This is a genomic window from Lachnospiraceae bacterium JLR.KK008 (assembly GCA_037015955.1).
Classification (GTDB): Bacteria; Bacillota; Clostridia; order Lachnospirales; family Lachnospiraceae; genus VSOB01.
In genome coordinates this window covers 1,904,705-1,924,162 of the sequence record CP143548.1, presented here as the reverse complement: position 1 = coordinate 1,924,162, position 19,458 = coordinate 1,904,705, and the positions used below count along the sequence as shown (strand labels likewise).

General features: G+C 49.4%; 20 protein-coding genes and 1 pseudogene. 20 read left to right on the top strand and 1 reads right to left on the bottom strand.

The window, feature by feature from the left end:
• The first annotated feature begins 642 nt into the window (after nt 1-642).
• The 19 genes and pseudogenes from V1224_09725 to V1224_09635 all read left to right on the top strand — a co-directional run bounded on the left by V1224_09725 (nt 643) and on the right by V1224_09635 (nt 16,649).
• Nucleotides 643-984 (top strand): YlxM family DNA-binding protein, encoded by a 342-nt coding sequence (locus V1224_09725; protein ID WWR14779.1) that lies wholly within the window; start codon nt 643-645, stop codon nt 982-984.
• The gene (gene ffh / locus V1224_09720; GenBank protein ID WWR14778.1) at nt 985-2,340 is read left to right on the top strand and encodes a signal recognition particle protein; all 1,356 of its coding nucleotides are present in this window, start codon (nt 985-987) and stop codon (nt 2,338-2,340) included.
• Nucleotides 2,341-2,470: 130 nt separating this feature from the next.
• On the top strand, nt 2,471-2,716 hold the full coding sequence (gene rpsP, locus V1224_09715) for a 30S ribosomal protein S16 (protein ID WWR14777.1): 246 nt from the start codon (nt 2,471-2,473) through the stop codon (nt 2,714-2,716).
• A 50-nt stretch (nt 2,717-2,766) separates the two neighbouring features.
• Nucleotides 2,767-2,994: a KH domain-containing protein gene (locus tag V1224_09710; GenBank protein ID WWR14776.1), complete on the top strand. Its 228-nt coding sequence runs from the start codon at nt 2,767-2,769 to the stop codon at nt 2,992-2,994.
• Between the two features lie 66 nt (nt 2,995-3,060).
• Nucleotides 3,061-3,573, top strand: coding sequence for a ribosome maturation factor RimM (gene rimM / locus V1224_09705; GenBank protein WWR17454.1), 513 nt, complete (start codon nt 3,061-3,063; stop codon nt 3,571-3,573).
• 16 nt (nt 3,574-3,589) lie between these two features.
• Nucleotides 3,590-4,288, top strand: coding sequence for a tRNA (guanosine(37)-N1)-methyltransferase TrmD (trmD, locus tag V1224_09700; protein WWR17453.1), 699 nt, complete (start codon nt 3,590-3,592; stop codon nt 4,286-4,288).
• Between the two features lie 185 nt (nt 4,289-4,473).
• On the top strand, nt 4,474-4,821 hold the full coding sequence (rplS, locus tag V1224_09695; protein ID WWR14775.1) for a 50S ribosomal protein L19: 348 nt from the start codon (nt 4,474-4,476) through the stop codon (nt 4,819-4,821).
• A 171-nt stretch (nt 4,822-4,992) separates the two neighbouring features.
• Nucleotides 4,993-5,577: a signal peptidase I gene (gene lepB, locus V1224_09690; GenBank protein WWR14774.1), complete on the top strand. Its 585-nt coding sequence runs from the start codon at nt 4,993-4,995 to the stop codon at nt 5,575-5,577.
• 10 nt (nt 5,578-5,587) lie between these two features.
• Entirely contained in the window at nt 5,588-6,439 is an 852-nt protein-coding gene (gene ylqF, locus V1224_09685) for a ribosome biogenesis GTPase YlqF (GenBank protein WWR14773.1), read from the top strand.
• Nucleotide 6,440: 1 nt separating this feature from the next.
• The gene (gene lepB / locus V1224_09680; GenBank protein WWR14772.1) at nt 6,441-6,980 is read left to right on the top strand and encodes a signal peptidase I; all 540 of its coding nucleotides are present in this window, start codon (nt 6,441-6,443) and stop codon (nt 6,978-6,980) included.
• 37 nt (nt 6,981-7,017) lie between these two features.
• Nucleotides 7,018-7,851 (top strand): ribonuclease HII, encoded by an 834-nt coding sequence (locus V1224_09675; protein WWR14771.1) that lies wholly within the window; start codon nt 7,018-7,020, stop codon nt 7,849-7,851.
• Between the two features lie 14 nt (nt 7,852-7,865).
• Nucleotides 7,866-9,683, top strand: coding sequence for a flagellar hook-length control protein FliK (locus tag V1224_09670; protein WWR14770.1), 1,818 nt, complete (start codon nt 7,866-7,868; stop codon nt 9,681-9,683).
• 11 nt (nt 9,684-9,694) lie between these two features.
• Complete coding sequence (locus V1224_09665) at nt 9,695-9,982, top strand: EscU/YscU/HrcU family type III secretion system export apparatus switch protein (GenBank protein WWR14769.1); 288 nt, start codon at nt 9,695-9,697, stop codon at nt 9,980-9,982.
• 49 nt (nt 9,983-10,031) lie between these two features.
• Nucleotides 10,032-10,400 carry a YraN family protein gene (locus V1224_09660; protein WWR14768.1) on the top strand — a complete coding sequence of 123 codons (369 nt, stop codon included), beginning with the start codon at nt 10,032-10,034 and terminating at the stop codon, nt 10,398-10,400.
• A gap of 45 nt (nt 10,401-10,445) precedes the next feature.
• Nucleotides 10,446-11,354 (top strand): peptidoglycan editing factor PgeF, encoded by a 909-nt coding sequence (gene pgeF, locus V1224_09655; GenBank protein WWR14767.1) that lies wholly within the window; start codon nt 10,446-10,448, stop codon nt 11,352-11,354.
• A gap of 38 nt (nt 11,355-11,392) precedes the next feature.
• Nucleotides 11,393-11,665, top strand: a pseudogene (locus V1224_09650) (SAM-dependent methyltransferase).
• A gap of 315 nt (nt 11,666-11,980) precedes the next feature.
• Nucleotides 11,981-12,679, top strand: a complete 699-nt coding sequence (locus V1224_09645) for a response regulator transcription factor (GenBank protein ID WWR14766.1) — start codon at nt 11,981-11,983, stop codon at nt 12,677-12,679.
• Between the two features lie 55 nt (nt 12,680-12,734).
• Nucleotides 12,735-15,386 carry a HAMP domain-containing sensor histidine kinase gene (locus tag V1224_09640; GenBank protein WWR14765.1) on the top strand — a complete coding sequence of 884 codons (2,652 nt, stop codon included), beginning with the start codon at nt 12,735-12,737 and terminating at the stop codon, nt 15,384-15,386.
• A 141-nt stretch (nt 15,387-15,527) separates the two neighbouring features.
• A complete protein-coding gene (locus V1224_09635) occupies nt 15,528-16,649 on the top strand; it encodes a carbohydrate kinase family protein (GenBank protein ID WWR14764.1) in 1,122 nt (373 codons plus the stop codon).
• An 86-nt stretch (nt 16,650-16,735) separates the two neighbouring features.
• Here V1224_09635 and V1224_09630 read toward each other — a convergent pair whose 3' ends face one another.
• Nucleotides 16,736-17,923, bottom strand: a complete 1,188-nt coding sequence (locus V1224_09630) for a ribose-phosphate pyrophosphokinase (protein ID WWR14763.1) — start codon at nt 17,921-17,923, stop codon at nt 16,736-16,738.
• Between the two features lie 116 nt (nt 17,924-18,039).
• Between V1224_09630 and V1224_09625 the strand changes: the two genes are divergently transcribed.
• A complete protein-coding gene (locus tag V1224_09625; GenBank protein ID WWR14762.1) occupies nt 18,040-19,410 on the top strand; it encodes a DUF512 domain-containing protein in 1,371 nt (456 codons plus the stop codon).
• Nucleotides 19,411-19,458 lie beyond the last annotated feature (48 nt).

The window sequence follows — 19,458 nt, the reverse complement described above, 5'->3', positions numbered from 1 at the left end:
AGCTATACATGTTATTGCCTCTGTTGTATTTTGAAGCAACAGAGGCAGTACTACTATATCTTGTGTCCGGGGTGGCTCTCAAGGTGGAAACTTCCAGGTGGCTCTCAAGCGGGAAACTGGTGGCTCCCAAGGAGGATAATATTCAATTTGATAACGCGGTAAATTCGAGTAACTACAATTCTGAAAACCGGGGTTCTATTTCCTGTGCCTTTTCTTTAACATCAATTTATAAAGCAAACGGGCAATTCCTCCGCATATAGAAAGCAGGCAACCATCCTTCACCAGTGTTTCGCCAATCCTCATATTGACAGTATACTGTATCTGTAACTCCAACGGCGGGTCCTGATAGGGGATGCCTGCTTTCACGATGCAATAATATACGCCTATGGATAAAAATTTGACAAGGAACTTGCAGATTCCATATTAAAATAAGTGTCGGAGCGAATAAACAGATGATAGAAGAATTGAGAGGAGATGAAAGTATGTGTCAGGCATTGGTGGAGATTATGGAACCGGCAATCTGACAGTATGTGATCACAAACCATAAATCTTACAAAAAGGAGTGTGTCAAGAAAAAATACTTGACACTATCTGTGATTTCCGTTATGATAGGACTTGTGTCAAAGCAGTGCAGGAGAAGTTATGGAAAAAATCGTAGAACAGGGAATTTTATATGATTTTTATGGAGAACTTCTAACGGCGCATCAGAGGCAGATTTACGAGGACGTTGTGTTTCATGACCTGTCATTGAGTGAGATCGCCCAGAGCAATGGCATCAGCAGACAGGGTGTCCATGATCTGCTGAAACGGTGTGATAAGATTCTGACTGACTATGAAAATAAACTTCATCTGGTGAAGAAATTTGTGTATGTCAGACAGAGGGCGGCGCAGATCAAAGCGCTCAGCGCAGGAGAAGGCTGCGAAGATGGTCAGACGATGAGCCGTATCGGCAGACTTGCGGAGGAGATCTTAGAGGAGTTATAGATGGCATTTGAGAGTTTAACTGATAAATTGCAGAATGTATTCAAAAAGCTCCGTGGCAAGGGACGGCTTACCGAGGAGGATGTCAGGGCTGCGCTCAAAGAAGTAAAGATGGCTCTGCTGGAGGCCGATGTCAACTTCAGAGTCGTGAAACAGTTTATTAAATCCGTGGAAGCGCGCGCCATCGGTGCGGATGTGATGAACGGTCTTAATCCGGGGCAGATGGTTATCAAGATCGTAAACGAGGAAATGGTCGCTCTGATGGGTTCGGAGACGACAGAGATCACGCTTCAGCCAGGTAAGGCCATCACCGTTATTATGATGTGCGGCCTTCAGGGTGCGGGTAAGACGACAACGACGGCGAAGATTGCCGGAAAGCTGAAACTGAAAGGCAAGAAGCCGCTTCTTGTGGCTTGTGACGTGTACAGACCGGCGGCGATCAAACAGCTTCAGGTCAATGGGGAAAAACAGCAGGTCGATGTTTTTTCCATGGGAGAACGGCATAAACCGGTGGACATTGCGAAGGCAGCGCTGGAGCATGCTCTGAAAAACGGACATAATGTTGTGATACTGGATACTGCGGGGCGGCTGCATATCGATGAAGAGATGATGCAGGAGCTGCAGGATATAAAGGCGAATGTAGACGTGCATCAGACACTTTTGGTCGTGGATGCGATGACAGGTCAGGATGCAGTCAATGTGGCCAAAGATTTTGATGAGAAAGTAGGCGTGGACGGCGTCATCCTTTCCAAGATGGACGGTGATTCCAGAGGCGGTGCGGCACTTTCGGTCAAGGCTGTGACAGGCAGACCGATCCTGTATGTCGGCATGGGCGAGAAATTATCCGATCTCGAGCAGTTTTATCCGGACAGGATGGCCAGCCGGATACTTGGAATGGGAGATGTGCTCTCCCTGATCGAGAAGGCGCAAAACAGTATTGATATAGATGAAGAGAAAGGCAAAGAGATGGCAGGCCGTCTCAAAAAGGGGAAATTCGATTTTGAAGATTACCTGGAGAGTATGACCCAGATGAAAAAAATGGGGGGTCTTACGAGTCTGTTGTCGATGATGCCGGGCATGGGCGGCAGTAAGCTGGGTGACATCGAGTCGATGATCGACGACAAACAGATGGCCCGCATGGAAGCGATTGTGCTCTCCATGACCAAAGAAGAGAGAAGAAACCCAAAGCTGCTTAATCCCAGCCGCAAACATCGGATTGCCAGAGGGGCGGGGGTAGACATCAGCGTTGTCAACCGGTTTATCAAACAGTTTGAACAGTCGCAGAAGATGATGAAACAGCTTCCGGGCATGATGGGTGGTTTTGGTAGTAAAAAGGGAAGATTCAAATTTCCTTTTTAATGCACAGGGGTAAGAGCTGCAAAGGCAGCGCGCGTCCCGCGCAGCGGTCAGGAAACTGTACCTGCCCGTTAGATATACAGGGTGGAAACCCAATGGTAAGGAATTGAAAATTTTTCGGAGGTGAAAGAAAGTGGCAGTAAAAATCAGATTAAGAAGAATGGGACAGAAGAAAGCTCCTTTTTATAGAATCGTAGTTGCGGATTCCCGTTCTCCAAGAGATGGAAGATGTATCGAGGAAATCGGCACATATGATCCGAACACAGAGCCCAGTACTTTTAAGGTAAATGAGGAACTGGCGAAGAAATGGCTTGCAAACGGTGCACAGCCTACGGAAGTTGTCAGCAGGATCTTTAAGCAGGCAGGGATTGAAAAATAGACTTGTCTGTACTGCGTATACCGCGTGGGGCAGACTTCCGGAGGTGGATTATGAAAGAATTAGTTGAAGTGATTGCAAGAGCACTTGTGGATCGTCCGGACGAAGTTGTTGTGACAGAGAAGGAAAACGGAAAAAATGTGACGGTAGAACTTCATGTGGCAGCATCTGATATGGGAAAGGTGATCGGGAAACAAGGCAGAATTGCAAAAGCAATCCGCTCTGTTGTAAAAGCAGCATCATCGAAAGACAATAAGAAAGTGGATGTAGAAATCATCTGACAGGTGGGGACGACTCGGCAGAGTCGTCCCTGTCTGTTAGTCTCTTACCATGCGCAGGGAGAATATATGGAACAGGTATTGAAAGTAGGGGTTATCACTTCTACACATGGCATCAAAGGGGAAGTCAAAATATTCCCTCTGACAGATGATGCAGGACGTTTTCAGGATTGCAGGGAACTGTTGCTGGATACAGGAACAGAAAAAAAAGTGATGGAAGTGGAGAGCGTCAAATATTTTAAAAAGTTTGTGATCCTTAAATTCAAGGGCTATGACAGCATTAATGAGATCGAGATCTATAAAGGGAAAGAGTTATATGTGACGAGAGAACATGCGGTCGCGCTGGAGAAGGATGAATATTTTATTGCTGATCTGCTTGGTCTTTCCGTGCTGGATGAAGAGGACAGGGAGATCGGTATCCTCAGTGATGTGATCGGGACGGGCGCCAATGACGTCTACAGTGTGACGACAAAAGAGGGCGGGGAAATCCTGCTTCCCGCGATCAAAGACTGTATTCTGGACATCAATATCGAAAAGGGACAGATGCACGTCCATCTGCTGCCGGGACTGGTCGATGAGTGACAGACAGGAGATCGCGATGGAATTCCATATTTTGACGTTGTTTCCGGACATGGTGGAGTCGTGTTTAAGAACAAGCGTTCTTGGGCGGGCGGCAGAGAAAGGCTGTCTGTCTTTTCATACGGTCAATATCAGAGATTATACGCTGAATAAGCATAAAAAGGTAGACGATTACACTTATGGCGGCGGCGCCGGTATGCTGATGCAGGCCCAGCCCGTGTATGATGCCTGGAAAGCGGTTCAGGGAGAAAAAGCTGTGCGCACGATATACGTGACGCCGCAGGGCAGTACTTTTACGCAGGAGCTTGCCCGCGAACTTGCCGGGGAGAGAGAACTGATATTTTTGTGTGGACACTATGAGGGAATCGACGAACGAGTGCTGGAGGAGACAGTGACGGACTACATTTCCGTCGGTGATTATGTGCTGACTGGCGGTGAACTCCCGGCTCTGGTCATGATTGATGCCATCGCCAGACTCGTACCGGGCGTACTTCACAATGAGGAATCGGCGCAGACGGAGAGCTTTCAGGACGGACTTTTGGAATATCCGCAGTATTCCCGGCCACCGGTCTGGCATGGCCGACAGGTACCGGAAGTGCTTTTGTCCGGCAATCATAAAAAGATTGAGGAGTGGAGAATGGAGCAGGCTGTCAATCGTACCAGACAGCGCAGGCCCGATCTGTATGAGAAATACAGGGAAAACCACAGGAAGTATTGATTTGATATTTGTGTTTTTACATGCCGTTTGTTTATCTGTCTGCCGGGCTGTTTCCGTCCGGCTGATTCCGGAAAAATAGCTTGCATTTCCGGGCCAGGTATGGTAAATTATTAATGTTGCGAAGATGAGATGGTCCTCTGTTGCGAAGTGCATTAAGAACGTCCGAAGATACAAGGAGGCACAACATGAACGATATTATCAGAAGTATTGAAGCGGAACAGTTAAAAGCAGAAGTTCAGGAGTTTCACGTAGGTGACACCATAAAAGTGTATGGTAAGATCAAAGAGGGAAACCGGGAGAGAATTCAGATCTTCGAGGGAACGGTACTGAAGAGACAGGGAGGAAGCAGCCGTGAGACATTTACGGTCAGAAAAACATCCAATGGCGTGGGCGTTGAGAAGACATGGCCGTTGCATTCCCCTAACGTGGAGAAGATTGAAGTCGTGAGAAGGGGTAAGGTAAGACGTGCGAAACTGTACTATCTGAGAGACCGCGTTGGTAAGAAGTCCAAAGTAAAGGAACTTGTAAGATAAGAAAAGAGAGAAAAGGGGCAGCTGGCGGCAGTTGCCCCTGTTTTTGTTTTGTGGTAAAATAATATCGTTTATCAGATCATTGAGAAATCGTGGCATTGTTGTGGAAATGACAATTTATTTTCCGTTCTCTTACAATGATCTGTGTAAAATGGTAAATGGTGGTGGAGCCGGATGGGCAGAAAAAAGGGATTGAGTTTTTACCGGAAGAAAAAGAAAATCAGCAGCACGGCGATCCGCGAAATTGCGCAGTGGTTTTTCCTGTTGTTTACTGCCGTTTTGATTGCAGGAGTGCTCGTGCTTTCCGTAGGAATGCGCACGAGTGTGATCGGTGTGTCGATGGAGCCGGGACTGTATAATGGTCAGGAGATACTGATCAATCATTTTATCTATGGAATTGTCAGCCCCAAGCGGGGAGATGTGATCGTATTTCTGCCAAATGGCAATCCCAATACTCACTATTACGTCAAGCGTGTAGTGGGGCTTCCAGGTGAGACGGTACAGATACAGGATGAAAAATTGTATATCAACGGCGTGATGGTGGAAGAAGACGAGATCTACGATAAGATGGCCGATGCGGGCATTGCGGAAAATGAGATTACGCTGGCAAACGACGAATATTTTGTGCTCGGTGATAACCGCAATAACAGTGAAGACAGCCGTTCCGGCAACATCGGGCCGGTAAAACGCGACAATATTACAGGAAAAGCATGGTTCCATATGGCCTCTGCGGAGAGCGGTATGGGATTTATCAAATAGGTGTGAGACAATGAATTATCAATGGTATCCAGGTCATATGACGAAAGCAAAGCGTATGATGCAGGAGAATAGCAAACTGATCGATCTGATCATAGAGCTGGTCGATGCGAGAATCCCGCAGAGCAGCCGAAATCCGGACATCGATGCGCTTGGAAAAAATAAATATCGGCTGATCCTTCTGAATAAGTCTGATTTGGCAGATGCGGCAGTCAATCAGTTGTGGATGGAATATTTTAAGAGCCAAGGCATCCTGGCGGTGGAAGTGAACGCCAAGACCGGCGCCGGAGTCAAGTCGATTCAGGGAGCCGTGCAGGAAGCGTGCAGGGAAAAGATCGAACGGGACAGGAAAAGAGGGATTTTGAATCGTCCGGTGCGTGCGATGGTGGCGGGCATTCCCAATGTCGGAAAGTCGACTTTTATCAACGCATTTGCGGGCAGAGCCTGCACCAAAACCGGAAATAAGCCGGGGGTGACGAAGGGAAAACAGTGGATTCGGCTTGGCAGGGGCGTGGAGCTGCTGGATACTCCCGGAATCCTCTGGCCGAAATTCGAGGATCAGCGGGCAGGACTGCGGCTGGCATTGATTGGCTCCATGAACGATGAAATTCTGCATATGGATGAACTGGCGGTCGAGCTGATCTCCTTTTTGCGGGAGCAGTATCCGGGAATTTTATATGACCGCTTCTCGGTGGAGGAGACGGGGGACGATTATTCTATATTGACGGAAATCTGTGTGAAACGCAGATGCTTTTTAAAGGGAGAACAACCTGATATACGAAAAGCCTCTTCCATACTTATGGAAGAATTCAGAAGCGGAAAGCTGGGAAGGATTACTCTGGAAAGACCGGAGCAGGTAAGATAAAATGAAAAAAGCAGTGAAAGAACTATTGGATACAAGTATTTATCTGTTAGTCGTACTGGCACTCACTTATCTGGTTATTACCTTTGTGGGGCAGAGGACAGAGGTGAGCGGCAGTTCCATGGAGTCTACGCTCAGCGACAGCGATAACCTGATCGTAGATAAGATCACATATCGGTTCAGTGACCCCAGGCGGTTTGACATCATCGTGTTTCCGTTCCGGTATGATGAGGATACCTATTATATTAAGCGGATCATCGGTATGCCGGGAGAAACCGTGCAGATCGATGAAGAAGGAACGATTTATATCGACGGCGAAGTACTGGAAGAGTCTTACGGCCGGGAGATCATGGAATCGCCGGGACGTGCTTACGAAGAGATTGCACTCGGTGAAGATGAATATTTTGTGCTCGGTGACAATCGAAACAACAGTTCGGACAGCCGGGACCCAAGCGTAGGGAATATCCGGCGTCAGGACATTATCGGCCGGGCCTGGATACGGATCTGGCCGTTCAGTAAATTTGGGATATTGAAGCATCAGTAGATGGCGGTTACAAATGATCATCGGTAAAAGGAGATCCATGGAACGGAAGATAAGTGCGGTTACGGTCAGTGTGATCAGAGAAGAAATGCAGGCAGCGGATACGGAAAAGCTGCCTGCATTTGTCAAACAATATGAAAATGATGCGCGCGCGGGCGTGCAGGCGCTTGTGAAGCGGGCGCGCAGGCAGGTCATGGCTCTGGAAAAAGAGAAAAAGCGCACGGAGGCGATGCAGGCTTACGAGAAAAAGTATGGGCAGTACACCTATATCTGTGGTATCGATGAGGTTGGCAGAGGGCCGCTGGCAGGGCCGGTCGTGGCGGGGGCTGTTATTTTGCCAAAGAATTGTGATATTTTGTATCTTAACGATTCCAAACAGCTCAGCGCTAAAAAAAGAGAAGAATTGTACGATATAATTATAGAAAAGGCTGTGAGTGTGGGGCTTGGCTTTGTATCTCCGGAGCGGATCGATGAAATCAATATTCTGCAGGCTACCTATGAGGCGATGCGGCAGGCGATCAGCGCGCTTACGGTAAAGCCGGATCTTTTACTCAACGATGCGGTGACGATACCGCAGGTGGAGATCAGGCAGATACCGATCATCAAAGGAGATGCCAAAAGCATATCGATTGCAGCGGCGAGTATTGTAGCGAAGGTAACGAGAGACCGGATGATGACAGATTATGACACCGTACTGCCGGGCTATGGATTTGCTGCCAACAAAGGTTATGGCTCACAGGAACATATTGCCGCGCTGAGAAAACTCGGGCCCAGCCCGATTCACAGAAAGACTTTTATTAAAAATATATCAGGCTCCGGAGTGGATCAGCCGGGTGGCGAACAGAGCGGACAGGACAGAGATCAGGGCAGGTAAAGACAGGAGAGATCATGGCGCTGAATTTATCGGGACTTTTTTATACGAACGGATCGGATATGAGGACAGATACTGTCCCTTCCCGTACAGATACGACGACGAACGATGGGGGAAGGCCGCAGACGCCTGTTCAGACGGGCAGCCTGGAACCGGGACAGACGATCAGTGGTGAGATTGTCGGCAAAAGCGGCAATGAAATACAGATACGGATCGCCAGAGACGTTGTCGTCAACGCCAGGATGGATCAGGAGATCGCAGCTTCCACAGGACAGAACGTGACGTTCGAAGTCCGTTCCCAGTCTTCCGGTGTGATTAACCTGCGTCCGCTGTTCTGGAATATGTCGCAGGAAAGCACAGCGCTGAAAGCGCTTTCACAGGCTGGCATTGAGGCAAACGGGAGAAGTATGCAGATGATCTTTTCCATGATGTCCGAAGGGATGTCGATCGGGAAGGAAGCGGTGCAGGATATGTACCAGCAGGTAGCGGAAATGCCGGAGGCGGATGTGACTGCCATTGTTCAGATGAATCGGCTGGGCATTCCGGTGACGCCGGAAAATCTGCAGCAGTTCACGGCTTATAAAAATTATGAACATCAGCTTCTCTCTGCGTTCTCGCAGGTGGCGGAGGAGATTCCGCAGGCTGTGATGGACCTGTTTGCCACGGGAGGCCCCGGGGAGACGGCGGCGTTTATCGATCAGCTGCTGACGATTTTTGCCGGAAAGGAAGGGCAGGAAGCCGCCGCCGGGGATATGACATCTGTGTCAGGACAACAGGTGCTGGAAGATGTCTCGATACTGGAAGAGGGAGAAGGGCAGGAGACGGAGCAGGAAACAGCCGTGCGCCCGGAAGGAGAGGCGGCTGGAAAGGCAGAGTCGCAGGAGACGGCGCAGAAAGCGGCGTCCGAGGGACAGAAAGCAGCGGTTTTTGTGGAGGAGGAGATCGGGGAGACCCTGGACGGACAGAAGCCGCAGGAAACCGCGCAGACCGGGAAAGCCGGAACGGAACAGGCATCGGCAGTGGAAAATGCCGTGCTGAAAGAGGAACAGGCGAAGCTGGCAGCCCTTGTGAAAGGGGCGGGTGGCAGCGAGGAACTGATCCGTCAGCTCCAGCAGGGAGAACTCGGAGAAGATGAGCTTTACCGGGCAGTCAGGGAGCTGAGCAGGCAGGCACAGAGCCCCGAGCAACAGGCAGCGGTGAAAGATCTGTTTTTATCAAAACCGTTTCAAAAGGTGCTTCAGGATAAAATATCGAATCAGTGGACCCTTACTTCGCCGGAAGAGGTGGAGAAGAAAGAGGTGGCGAAGCTGTACGATCGTCTGAATGAACAGACACGGGCATTGACGCGCGCCCTGTCGGAGACGGCGAGAACGGATTCACCGCTCTTTAGAAGTGTACAGAATATCAGAGAAAACGTCGATTTTATGAATCAGCTCAATCAGATGTACGCCTATGTGCAGCTTCCGCTGAAATTCAAAGGACAAAATGCCCATGGCGATCTCTATGTATATACAAATAAGAAGAATCTGGCCAGGAAGGATGGCAATGTAAGTGCCTTTCTGCATCTGGATATGTCACATCTGGGCCGGGTCGATGTGTATGTGGCGATGGAGCGGGGCAGGATCAATACCAATTTTTATCTGGCAGACGAGGCAAGTCTGGATCTTCTGGAGAAAAACATTGACCGGCTTACCCAAAGGCTTACAGAGAAAGGGTATCATGCGGAGACAAAGCTGATGCTGAAAGAGGATCAGGATAATGTGATGGAAGAGATCATAAAGACAGACAGAAATATCAGTGTCGTCAGTGATCTGTCGTTTGATGTGAGAGCATAAGGAGACCGGATATGGGCAGTGGCAGAGACGAGAAACCAAAACAGGCGATTGCACTTTCTTATGATCCATCGGACAATGCGCCGAGAGTCGTGGCCAGTGGCCGGGGTGCACTGGCAGAGCGGATCATCGAGAAGGCAAAGGAGGCCGAGGTACCGGTCCATGCAGACACGAAGCTGGCGGATACCCTGTCACGTCTGGAGATCGGAGATGCCATTCCGCCGGAATTGTATGAGGCGGTGGCAGAGATTCTTGTGTTCGTGGACGCCATGGATAAGATCAAGGCGAAGATGAAAAAATAGAAAACGTTAGGGAAACAGAGCGGGAAAGTCAGGAGAAAACAGGAGGGATATGCGGGGAGAAAAGTCAAAGTACATGCTTGGCAGAGAAGGGGAGGCGGCAGCAGTCCGTTATCTGGAGACACAGGGCATGAGAGTCTGCGAGAAAAACTTTTCCGGCAGACAGGGAGAGATCGACATTATCGGATACCACGAAGGCTGTCTTGTCTTTGTGGAAGTAAAATACAGAAGAGACGAAAGAACTGGGACACCGGAAAGTGCCGTTACGATGCAGAAGCAGAAAAAGATTTGCAGAGCAGCGGATTACTACCGGTATCTTCATCATTATGGGGATTACCATCCATTCCGCTATGATGTGGTGGCTATTACCGGACGGGAGATCAGATGGCACCGGAATGCGTTTGAGCATATCTGCCTGTGAGCGGGCAGCGGCCAACAGAAGCGAACACTGACAGAAGGAGAAATTATGGAGATCATAAGAAAAGGAAAGACAAAAAAGGAAGAGACTGACAGAGCGAATGCAGATCATAAGAATCTGCGGGTTCACCGGGAAGGCGGGCTTGTGTATCTGACGTTCCCGGCGCTGGAGGCTGCGGGTGTGGCAGATCATCTGTGCAGTACCCGGCTTGGCGGTGTCAGCGAAGGACATCTGGGGAGTATGAACCTCAGTTATACGAGAGGGGACCGAAAGGAAAACGTCGATGAAAACTTTCGCAGGATCGCGGCAGCGCTTGGCAGAGATTGTACCGACTTTGTCTTTACCGATCAGACACATACGCCCAATGTGAGAAGAGTGACGGAGGACGACCGGGGAAAGGGGCTTGTGAGAGAGCGGGATTATACCGATGTGGATGGACTGATTACCGATGTGCCGGGGATTGTGCTGTCCGCATTCTTTGCGGACTGTGTGCCGCTGCTCTTCGTGGACCCGGTAAGACGGGCAGTCGGCCTTTCTCATTCCGGCTGGAAAGGGACAGTGCAAAAGATCGGCCGGGTGACAGTGGAGGCGATGCAGCGGGCGTTCGGCAGTCAGCCGGGTGATATTGTGGCGGCGATCGGGCCGTCGATCTGTGGTTCCTGTTATGAGGTTGGAGAGGACGTGGCCGGGCAATTCCGGCAGGCATTTCCCGCGAATACCGGGCAGGAGCGCGAAACGAACGGGGCGGTAAAGAGTGTATTACAGGAAAAGGGCGGCGGCAAATATCTGCTTGATCTCTGGGAAGCCAACCGGAGAGTGATGCGCGAGGCAGGCATTTTGGAAGAACATATCAGTGTCACCGACATTTGTACCTGCTGCAATCCGCAGTTTTTATTCTCCCACAGGGCATCGCAGGGGATGAGAGGTAATCTGGGCGTGTTTCTTGTGCTGCGGTGACTGGGGATATGGGAATGGCAGCCGGTACAAACGGGAAACATACGGAAAACGGAGATCCTGAGTACTGGCCGGTTGATAACTATTTTCTGCCGGGAGCGCGGAGCACAAAGTTTTTAGGGTGTGACGTAGTGAAACAGCATCATACACTCACACAGATATTGATGGGATTATTGAACAGCGGCTTTGTGCTAGAGGCTGTGGAGGAGGCGCAGCCACCCGTGGAAATGATGGGCTTACCTGGAATGAAAGATGAACTGCGTCGGCCGATGATGTTGTTAGTGAAAGCCTGCAAAAAACAGCCTTATGAATAAAAGTATGAGAGAGCGGCGCATGTCACCGCTCTTTTTTTACCATATAGGAAAGTTCTCCGAATTTCCCATATGGTAAAAAAATGATTATCGCACTGCGGCGGAGGGGGAATATGTCGCTGTCGCGACCCGCCGCAGGCGGAGAATCCTGCCTTGCAGGATTCTTTTTTATGAAAATAGCCGCTATTTATGTAAATGCGTTATAATAATTTAAGAAAAGCTTAATCAAAACATGCGCTATGTCTTAATGAGTGTCTGTTACAATAGGATATGACAGGAAGATACGAGAGAGAAAGCGCAATATGAGAGGGATTAAAAATGTCTAATATATTAGTGTGTGATGATGACAGGGCGATTGTGGAGGCAATAGAGATTTATCTGGTGCAGGAAGGGTATCAGGTCTTCAAAGCCTACGATGGAAAAGAGGCGCTCCAAATTCTGGAGTCGGAGGAGATCCACCTGCTTATCATGGATGTGATGATGCCAAAACTGGACGGTATTCACGCTACGTTGAAAATCAGGGAGAAATATAGCATTCCGATCATTATACTTTCTGCGAAGTCCGAAGACGCAGATAAAATACTCGGTTTGAATATCGGTGCCGATGACTATGTGACAAAGCCTTTTAATCCGCTGGAGCTGACAGCCCGTGTAAAGTCGCATATGCGCAGATATACGAAGCTCGGCAGTATCGGCAATGCGGAAGACATGGAGCAGATCTACCGGACGGGCGGTCTTGTCATGAATGACATGACGAAGGAGGTGACAGTGGATGATGAGCCGGTAAAGCTGACACCGATCGAATACAATATTTTGCTGCTGCTTGTGAAAAATCAGGGAAAGGTGTTTTCCATCAGTCAGATTTATGAGAGTATCTGGAACGAAGAGGCCATTGGCGCTGACAATACGGTGGCTGTGCATATCAGACATATCAGGGAAAAGATTGAGATCAATCCAAAAGAGCCGCGCTATCTGAAAGTCGTATGGGGCGTCGGGTACAAAGTGGATAAACAATGAAAGATGACCGTCCGGCCACTGGCTGCGGGGTGGTGCACAGGAAAAGGGAGGAACAATGATGAAAACGAGGAAATATGGGAGAGGCGTGAAAGCAGCGGTGACAGTTCTGGAGGTTGCTTTCATGACCCTGTGTGTCGTATGTATTGGTATCGTATCGTGCAACGCAGTGATCAGAATCTCCGGGCGGCCGTATTATATCAGTCCTTTTTCCAAGACAGAAGATTTTGAGGATTCCGATGTCTTTTATGATGTGGTCTATGACAGCATGTGCGACGTCGTCCGTTACGGTGTGATCCGCAATCAGATGGAGACAGACGGCATATTTGATGAAGAGAAGGAGATAGATATTGAACAGTATGCCAGACATCTGGAAGAAGTTCCGGTGACAGCTACCAGTATCTCTTATCGGCTGGGCGATCTGCTTCAATGGGGACAGTACGGGGAAGGAATTTCCGTCAATGAATATACCTGTGAACAGGTGGAACAGATGATACGGGAGGAAAAGGAAAGGAGCGCGCAGCAGTCTTCGTCGCAGACCGGCGCGGAAACGGCAGGAACGAAGCAGGAGAAGACTGAGGAATGGGAAACCGGGAATTTTGAAAAGGCAAAGAGCGCCGATGAGGAAGAAGCGTTGGTGGAAGTGACAGAGCATGTCTATGTCGCAGAGGGGGTGGAGGAGACAATTCTGACCGGGGAGACGGTTGAGGAAAATGATCTGACAGTGATTGAGGAATCTATTGACTGGGAGCCGGACGGGACGGATTGGGAGGAAGAAAACGCGGCGTACGAGGAGGAAGATCAATATGCGCTTGTGCCGGTGGAACGTTATCTTCCGGCAGATGGCAGATCCATGCTGGCCCATGTAGACAGCGTGGAGGAGCTGGAGAATATGACCTTTTATCTGCGTGAGTCGCTCCACATGCTCGGAGATAATTATATTTCCTATAAAGAATATCAGCAGCGATATGATAATGAAGAAATGAATTTTAAGTACTATATAGTTCAGGAGAGAGACGGAAAAACCCAGGTTTATACCAATACGGCGATTGCTGGGAAAGAGATGCAGGAAGTATACGAATACTTTTCCGGCCTGGGGAGAAGCCTTTATTTTTCGCCGGCGGATTTTACCTATGAGAGCAATATGTCCATCCGGGAAGAATCCGTGCGCGGTGTGTGGAACAAATACCGTTACGCTTATCCGGACGATACGCTGATCTGGGTGGGGATCGATACTTCTTTCCAATATGCGGATCTGTTTCAAAGCGCACAGGAAAGCTATCAGATGGCAGCGCCGGGGTACCTGTATATTTTATGCAGTGTGATCTGTGGCATTCTGGCGCTTGTATTGCTGGGCGTGATGACTTATATGGCGGGCAGAAAGACAGAATCAGAGACGATCTCCCTGCTGTGGTTTGACAGGTGGTATACGGAGGTTGCCGCCTCATTGGCAGCAGGTGTAGTGCTTTCCTTGTTTGTGATGACCGGAATCGGAGTCAGTGAACTTTACTATGATGAGATGGCGGACCGTATGCAGATGCTGACAGCGCTGGCAGTGGGCTCGGCAATCACCGGAAGTGCATTCCTGTTTTTCTATTTAAGTCTGATCCGCAGGATCAAGGCAGGAATTTTCTGGAAGAATTTTCTGATCTATCGGATTTTTCTGGCTATAAAGAGAATTCTCATGAGAATTTATGACGACAGCAGAAATGTGGTCAGAATATGGGTGCCTTATCTGCTCTTTGTGAGCGTCAATCTGTTTTTGATCAGCCTGGATAATCCGTTTGAGCGGGGCGGTACGTTTATCGCGATTGTGCTCGATCTGTTTGTGGGAATTTTTCTATATTACAATAACAGGATCAGACAGAAGATCTTAAAAGGGATTGAGAAGATCCGCGGCGGTGATCTGGACTATCAGATTGACGTGGCGAAAATGCACGGCGACAACCGCATACTGGCCGAAGCGGTAAACAGTATCGGCAACGGAATCCGGCATGCGGTGGAGACAAGTATGAAGGACGAGCGGATGAAGGCCGACCTGATCACGAATGTATCTCATGATATTAAGACGCCGCTCACTTCGATCATCAATTACGTTGATCTGATCAAACGGGAGGAGACGGAAAATGAGAAGGTCAGAGATTATCTGAAAATACTGGAGAACAAGTCACAGCGCCTGAAACAGCTGACCGAAGACCTGGTGGAAGCATCCAAGATCTCTTCCGGTAATATTGAACTGCAATGTGATAAACTTGATCTGGTGGAATTGATGAACCAGACGGTAGGGGAATTTGTGGAACGGTTCGAAGAAAAAGGGCTGCGTCTGATCGTCAATATGGAGGAACGGCCGCTGCTGATCTATGCCGACTCGAGACGGATCTGGCGCGTGGTGGAAAATCTCTTTCACAATGTGAATAAATATGCACTGGAAAATACGAGAGTGTATGTGGAGGTAAAGAAAATTCCGGAGGATGACAGCCCCGGAAAGGTGCGCCTTTCGATTAAAAATATTTCCGATCAGCCGCTGAACCTGGAGGCGGAAGATCTGACGGAACGATTTATCCGTGGAGATGCCGCCCGCACGACAGAGGGCAGCGGTCTCGGACTGTCGATCGCCAAAAACCTCACCGAATTACAGAAAGGAAAATTTGAAATCTTCTCTGACGGCGACCTGTTTAAGGTTGTGATTACCTTCTCCCTTGTGGTATAGTGATAATATACCCTCAGAGGACAAGGAGACACGAAGACATTGAACAGTGCGAAAATACAGGATGGCAAACTGGCTGCTTGCAGACAGATCTGTTATCCTGTGTTTTCTCTCGTCTGATTACAAAAAGGAAGGTACATAAATATGGGGAAGAAAATCGTTGCGGCAGGGAATGTCTGTATTGACATCACACCGGAGATTCCGGGGAGAAAAGTATCCCATCTCAGCGAGGTCATGGCGCCGGGGAAACTGCTTCTTGCCGGCGATGTAACAGTCAGCGCCGGCGGCTCGGTGTCGAACACCGGACTGGCCATGAAGATACTGGGCGGGGACGTGACTTTGATGGGTAAGACGGGCAGAGACGATTTCGGAGGGCTTCTGCGCCGTCTCTTTGCGGAATACGGCTGCGGGGAAGACTTGATCGTCTCGGAAGGGGTGAGTACGGCTTATTCCATTATCTTGGCCATCCCGGGGATTGACCGTATTTTTATTCATAATGCAGGTGCCAATGATACGTTTTATCTGGAAGACCTCGATCTGGAGAAAATCAGACAGGCACAATTATTTCATTTCGGCTATCCGACGGTGATGAAGTCCATGAATGAAAACAATGGGGCGGAACTGATCCGGATGTTTCAGGCCGTATCCGAACTTGGCGTGCTCACATCGCTCGACATGTCCGTAATGCAGGAACAGTCTCAGGCTGCAATGGCGGACTGGCCGGGGATTCTGGCGGCGGTGCTGCCTTATATTGACTTCTTCCTTCCGAGCGTGGAAGAGCTGCTGCAGTTGCTGGACAGAGAGAAATATTACGAAGTACTGGAGAGAAGCGGCGGCGGGGATGTGACGGAAGTTATTTCCATTGAGGAAGATGTAAAGCCTCTCGCCAAACGCTGTATCGCCATGGGAGCGAAATGTGTCGTCGTCAAATGCGGCGCGCCGGGGCTGTATTACAGGACGGCGGGAGAAGAGCTTGCCGACAGGCTGTCGGGAAAGCTGGGACATGACTGCGGTGACTGGACGGATGCGGAAGGGTTTATGCCGAGTTTTGTGCCGGAGAAGGTGCGTTCCGCCACAGGAGCGGGCGATACGGCGATCGGTGCGTTTCTGATGGCGATGCTCGACGGCTGTCCGCTGAAAAAATGTCTGCAGTTTGCCGCTGCTGCCGGTGCTTCCTGTGTGGAAACATACGATACGCTCAGCGGTCTGAAAAGTTTTCAGGAGTTGCAGGAGCGGATTGACAGCGGATGGGAGAGAAGCAGATAACATTTTATAAAAGATATGGCATACGAAAAGGGGCGAAGTGATTCGCCCCTCAGTTATTGTATGTAATTTTATCCGGTGTCGCTGTTTTACAATTTCACAGCTTCCCTGGAATTGTATTTTTTCAGGATAGCATGAATCTTCTCCGTGGGCGTCAGTACATTTCCGAGAGAGCTGTCATGATTGCTGAAGTCAATGATAGATGCAAGGAATTTGCTGATGTCAGCCTCCAGGAAATAAGGCTTGTTTTTGATTTCCGGCGGCAAATAGCAGAGGTTCGTCGTAATAATACGGTCAAAACAGCAGTGCTCATACGCATAGTCAAACTGCTTCAGTCCATTCGTAAAGAGACCGAATGTCGTACACAGAAAGACACGCTTGGCATTCATGGCCTTGAGCTGCTTGGCCGTATCGAGAATGCTTTCTCCGGAGGAGATCATATCGTCGATGACGAACACATCTTTTCCATCAATATTGTCCCCGAGAAATTCATGTGCCACAATGGGATTTTTCCCATCTATGATCGTGGAATAATCGCGGCGCTTGTAGAACATGCCGGTGTCCACACCGAGTACACCCGCGAAATAGACGGCGCGGCTCAGGGCGCCCTCGTCGGGGCTGATGACGACGGTATGTTCTTTGTCGATAAGCAGATCTGGTTCGTTTTTCAGAAGGGTCTGTAAAAACTGATAATGCGCAGTGAAGTTATCAAAACCGGAGAGCGGGATCGCGTTCTGCACACGGGGATCATGGGCATCAAAAGTGATGATATTGGAGACGCCCATATTGCTCAGCTCTTCCAGTGCATAAGCGCAGTCCAGGGATTCCCGGTTGGCGCGGTTATGCTGCCTTCCCTCATAGAGAAACGGCATGATAACATTGATCCGGTGTGCTTTCCCGGCCGCGGCGGAGATGACTCGTTTTAAGTCCTGATAATGATCATCGGGTGACATATGGTTGGTATAGCCGTTCACCTGATAGGTGAGACTGTGGTTACAGACATCTACGAGAATATAGAGATCTTTTCCGCGGACGCTTTCATAGAAAATGCCTTTACCTTCCCCGGAACCGAAGCGGGGGCATTCCGCATGGCACAGATAGCTGCTCTCTGTGTAGCCATGGAAGGCGGGATCACTTTTTAAAGAGTGATGGATATTGCGGCGAAACTCCACAAGGTGATCGTTGATTTTGCGGCCAAGATTCTCCGCGGAGTGCATAGCGACCAGTTTTAATGGAGCCACCGGGAGGGCAGACTCCAGTTTTTCGACATTTGGCATGATTACCTCCGGAAAAATGATAATTTGTGATAGGATCACTCATAATTTTTATAACATTATGTTAGTGACACGTCAAGAAAATTCTAGTAAAATGAAAGGGAAAAGGAGCCATGAAAATGAAGGAAAAAGGACATCTGATCCGGAACGTGCTGCCGGAAAGCATTGCGCAGGAGATGGAAATTGAGCCGGGAGACCTGCTGCTTTCCATTAACGGTAATGAGATCACAGATATTTTCGACTATCAGTATTATATGCAGGACGAAGCCGTCGAAGTGCTGGTCAGAAAGCCTTCGGGAGAAGAATGGCTTCTGGAAATAGACAAAGAATACGAAGAGGATCTCGGTGTCGAGTTTGAAAATGGACTGATGGATGATTACCGGTCCTGTCATAATAAATGTATTTTCTGTTTTATTGATCAGATGCCGCCGGGGATGAGGGAAACGCTCTATTTTAAGGACGATGATTCCAGACTTTCTTTTTTGCAGGGGAATTACGTGACGCTGACCAATCTGTCGGAGCATGATATAGAGCGGATCATCCGGTATCGTCTCTCGCCGATCAACATTTCCTTTCAGACGACGAATCCGGAACTGCGCTGCCGGATGCTGAACAATCGTTTCGCCGGGGAAGCGCTGAAAAAGGTAGACAGGCTTTATGAAGGCGGGATTGCGATGAACGGACAGATCGTGTTGTGCAAGGGGATCAACGACGGCGCGGAGCTGGAGCGGAGCATCCGTGATCTGACCGGATATATGCCGCTTCTGGAGAGTGTCTCGGTTGTGCCGGTCGGGTTATCGAAGTACCGGGAAGGCCTGTATCCGCTGGAACCGTTTTCGAAGGAGGACGCGGTCCTAGTGCTCTCTGTGATCCACCGCTGGCAGAAAGAGCTCTATGCGCGGACGGGTCTGCACTTTGTCCATGCCAGTGATGAGTGGTATATTCTGGCGGGGCAGGAGATGCCCGAACAGGAGCGTTATGACGGTTATCTGCAGCTTGAAAACGGGGTGGGGATGCTCCGGCTTCTGGAAGAGGAGTTTCGGGAGGCGTTGGAGGACCTCTGTGAGAGTGGTTTTCGCCTGGAACGCCGGCGGGAAGTGTCTGTGGCTACGGGACTTTTGGCGTATTCTTATATTCGCAGGATGGCGGAGCGGTTGACGGACATACAGCCTGCGCTGACGATACGGGTCTATCCGGTCCGCAATCAGTTCTTCGGGGAACAGATCACTGTCTCGGGTCTGCTGACGGGCAGTGACATCAGGGCGCAGCTTGCAGGAAAAGAGCTGGGAGAGACCCTGTTTTTACCGGAGAATGTGCTGCGCAGCGGGGAAGAGGTATTTCTGGACGATATGACCCTGTCCGAACTGGGAAGTGCTTTACAAGCAGACATAAATATTGTAAAATCAAGCGGATATGATTTTGTGAAACAGCTGGTCGGAGTGCAGGACCTGAATAAAAGACAGAATCGGGAATCGGATACGGAAAATTAAAACTTAGAACGGGAATCGGGAACAGGAATCGAAACCGAAATCAGACAG

Coding starts and splice junctions, on each gene's coding strand:
- rplS (WWR14775.1), top strand. CDS start 4,474: ATGAACGATATTATCAGAAGTATTGAAGCGGAACAGTTAAAAGCAGAA.
- V1224_09630 (WWR14763.1), bottom strand. CDS start 17,923: ATGCCAAATGTCGAAAAACTGGAGTCTGCCCTCCCGGTGGCTCCATTA.
- V1224_09670 (WWR14770.1), top strand. CDS start 7,866: ATGGCGCTGAATTTATCGGGACTTTTTTATACGAACGGATCGGATATG.
- V1224_09640 (WWR14765.1), top strand. CDS start 12,735: ATGATGAAAACGAGGAAATATGGGAGAGGCGTGAAAGCAGCGGTGACA.
- V1224_09725 (WWR14779.1), top strand. CDS start 643: ATGGAAAAAATCGTAGAACAGGGAATTTTATATGATTTTTATGGAGAA.
- pgeF (WWR14767.1), top strand. CDS start 10,446: ATGGAGATCATAAGAAAAGGAAAGACAAAAAAGGAAGAGACTGACAGA.
- V1224_09665 (WWR14769.1), top strand. CDS start 9,695: ATGGGCAGTGGCAGAGACGAGAAACCAAAACAGGCGATTGCACTTTCT.
- V1224_09660 (WWR14768.1), top strand. CDS start 10,032: ATGCGGGGAGAAAAGTCAAAGTACATGCTTGGCAGAGAAGGGGAGGCG.
- trmD (WWR17453.1), top strand. CDS start 3,590: ATGGAATTCCATATTTTGACGTTGTTTCCGGACATGGTGGAGTCGTGT.
- rimM (WWR17454.1), top strand. CDS start 3,061: ATGGAACAGGTATTGAAAGTAGGGGTTATCACTTCTACACATGGCATC.
- V1224_09710 (WWR14776.1), top strand. CDS start 2,767: ATGAAAGAATTAGTTGAAGTGATTGCAAGAGCACTTGTGGATCGTCCG.
- V1224_09675 (WWR14771.1), top strand. CDS start 7,018: ATGGAACGGAAGATAAGTGCGGTTACGGTCAGTGTGATCAGAGAAGAA.
- V1224_09625 (WWR14762.1), top strand. CDS start 18,040: ATGAAGGAAAAAGGACATCTGATCCGGAACGTGCTGCCGGAAAGCATT.
- V1224_09645 (WWR14766.1), top strand. CDS start 11,981: ATGTCTAATATATTAGTGTGTGATGATGACAGGGCGATTGTGGAGGCA.
- ffh (WWR14778.1), top strand. CDS start 985: ATGGCATTTGAGAGTTTAACTGATAAATTGCAGAATGTATTCAAAAAG.
- lepB (WWR14772.1), top strand. CDS start 6,441: ATGAAAAAAGCAGTGAAAGAACTATTGGATACAAGTATTTATCTGTTA.
- V1224_09635 (WWR14764.1), top strand. CDS start 15,528: ATGGGGAAGAAAATCGTTGCGGCAGGGAATGTCTGTATTGACATCACA.
- lepB (WWR14774.1), top strand. CDS start 4,993: ATGGGCAGAAAAAAGGGATTGAGTTTTTACCGGAAGAAAAAGAAAATC.
- ylqF (WWR14773.1), top strand. CDS start 5,588: ATGAATTATCAATGGTATCCAGGTCATATGACGAAAGCAAAGCGTATG.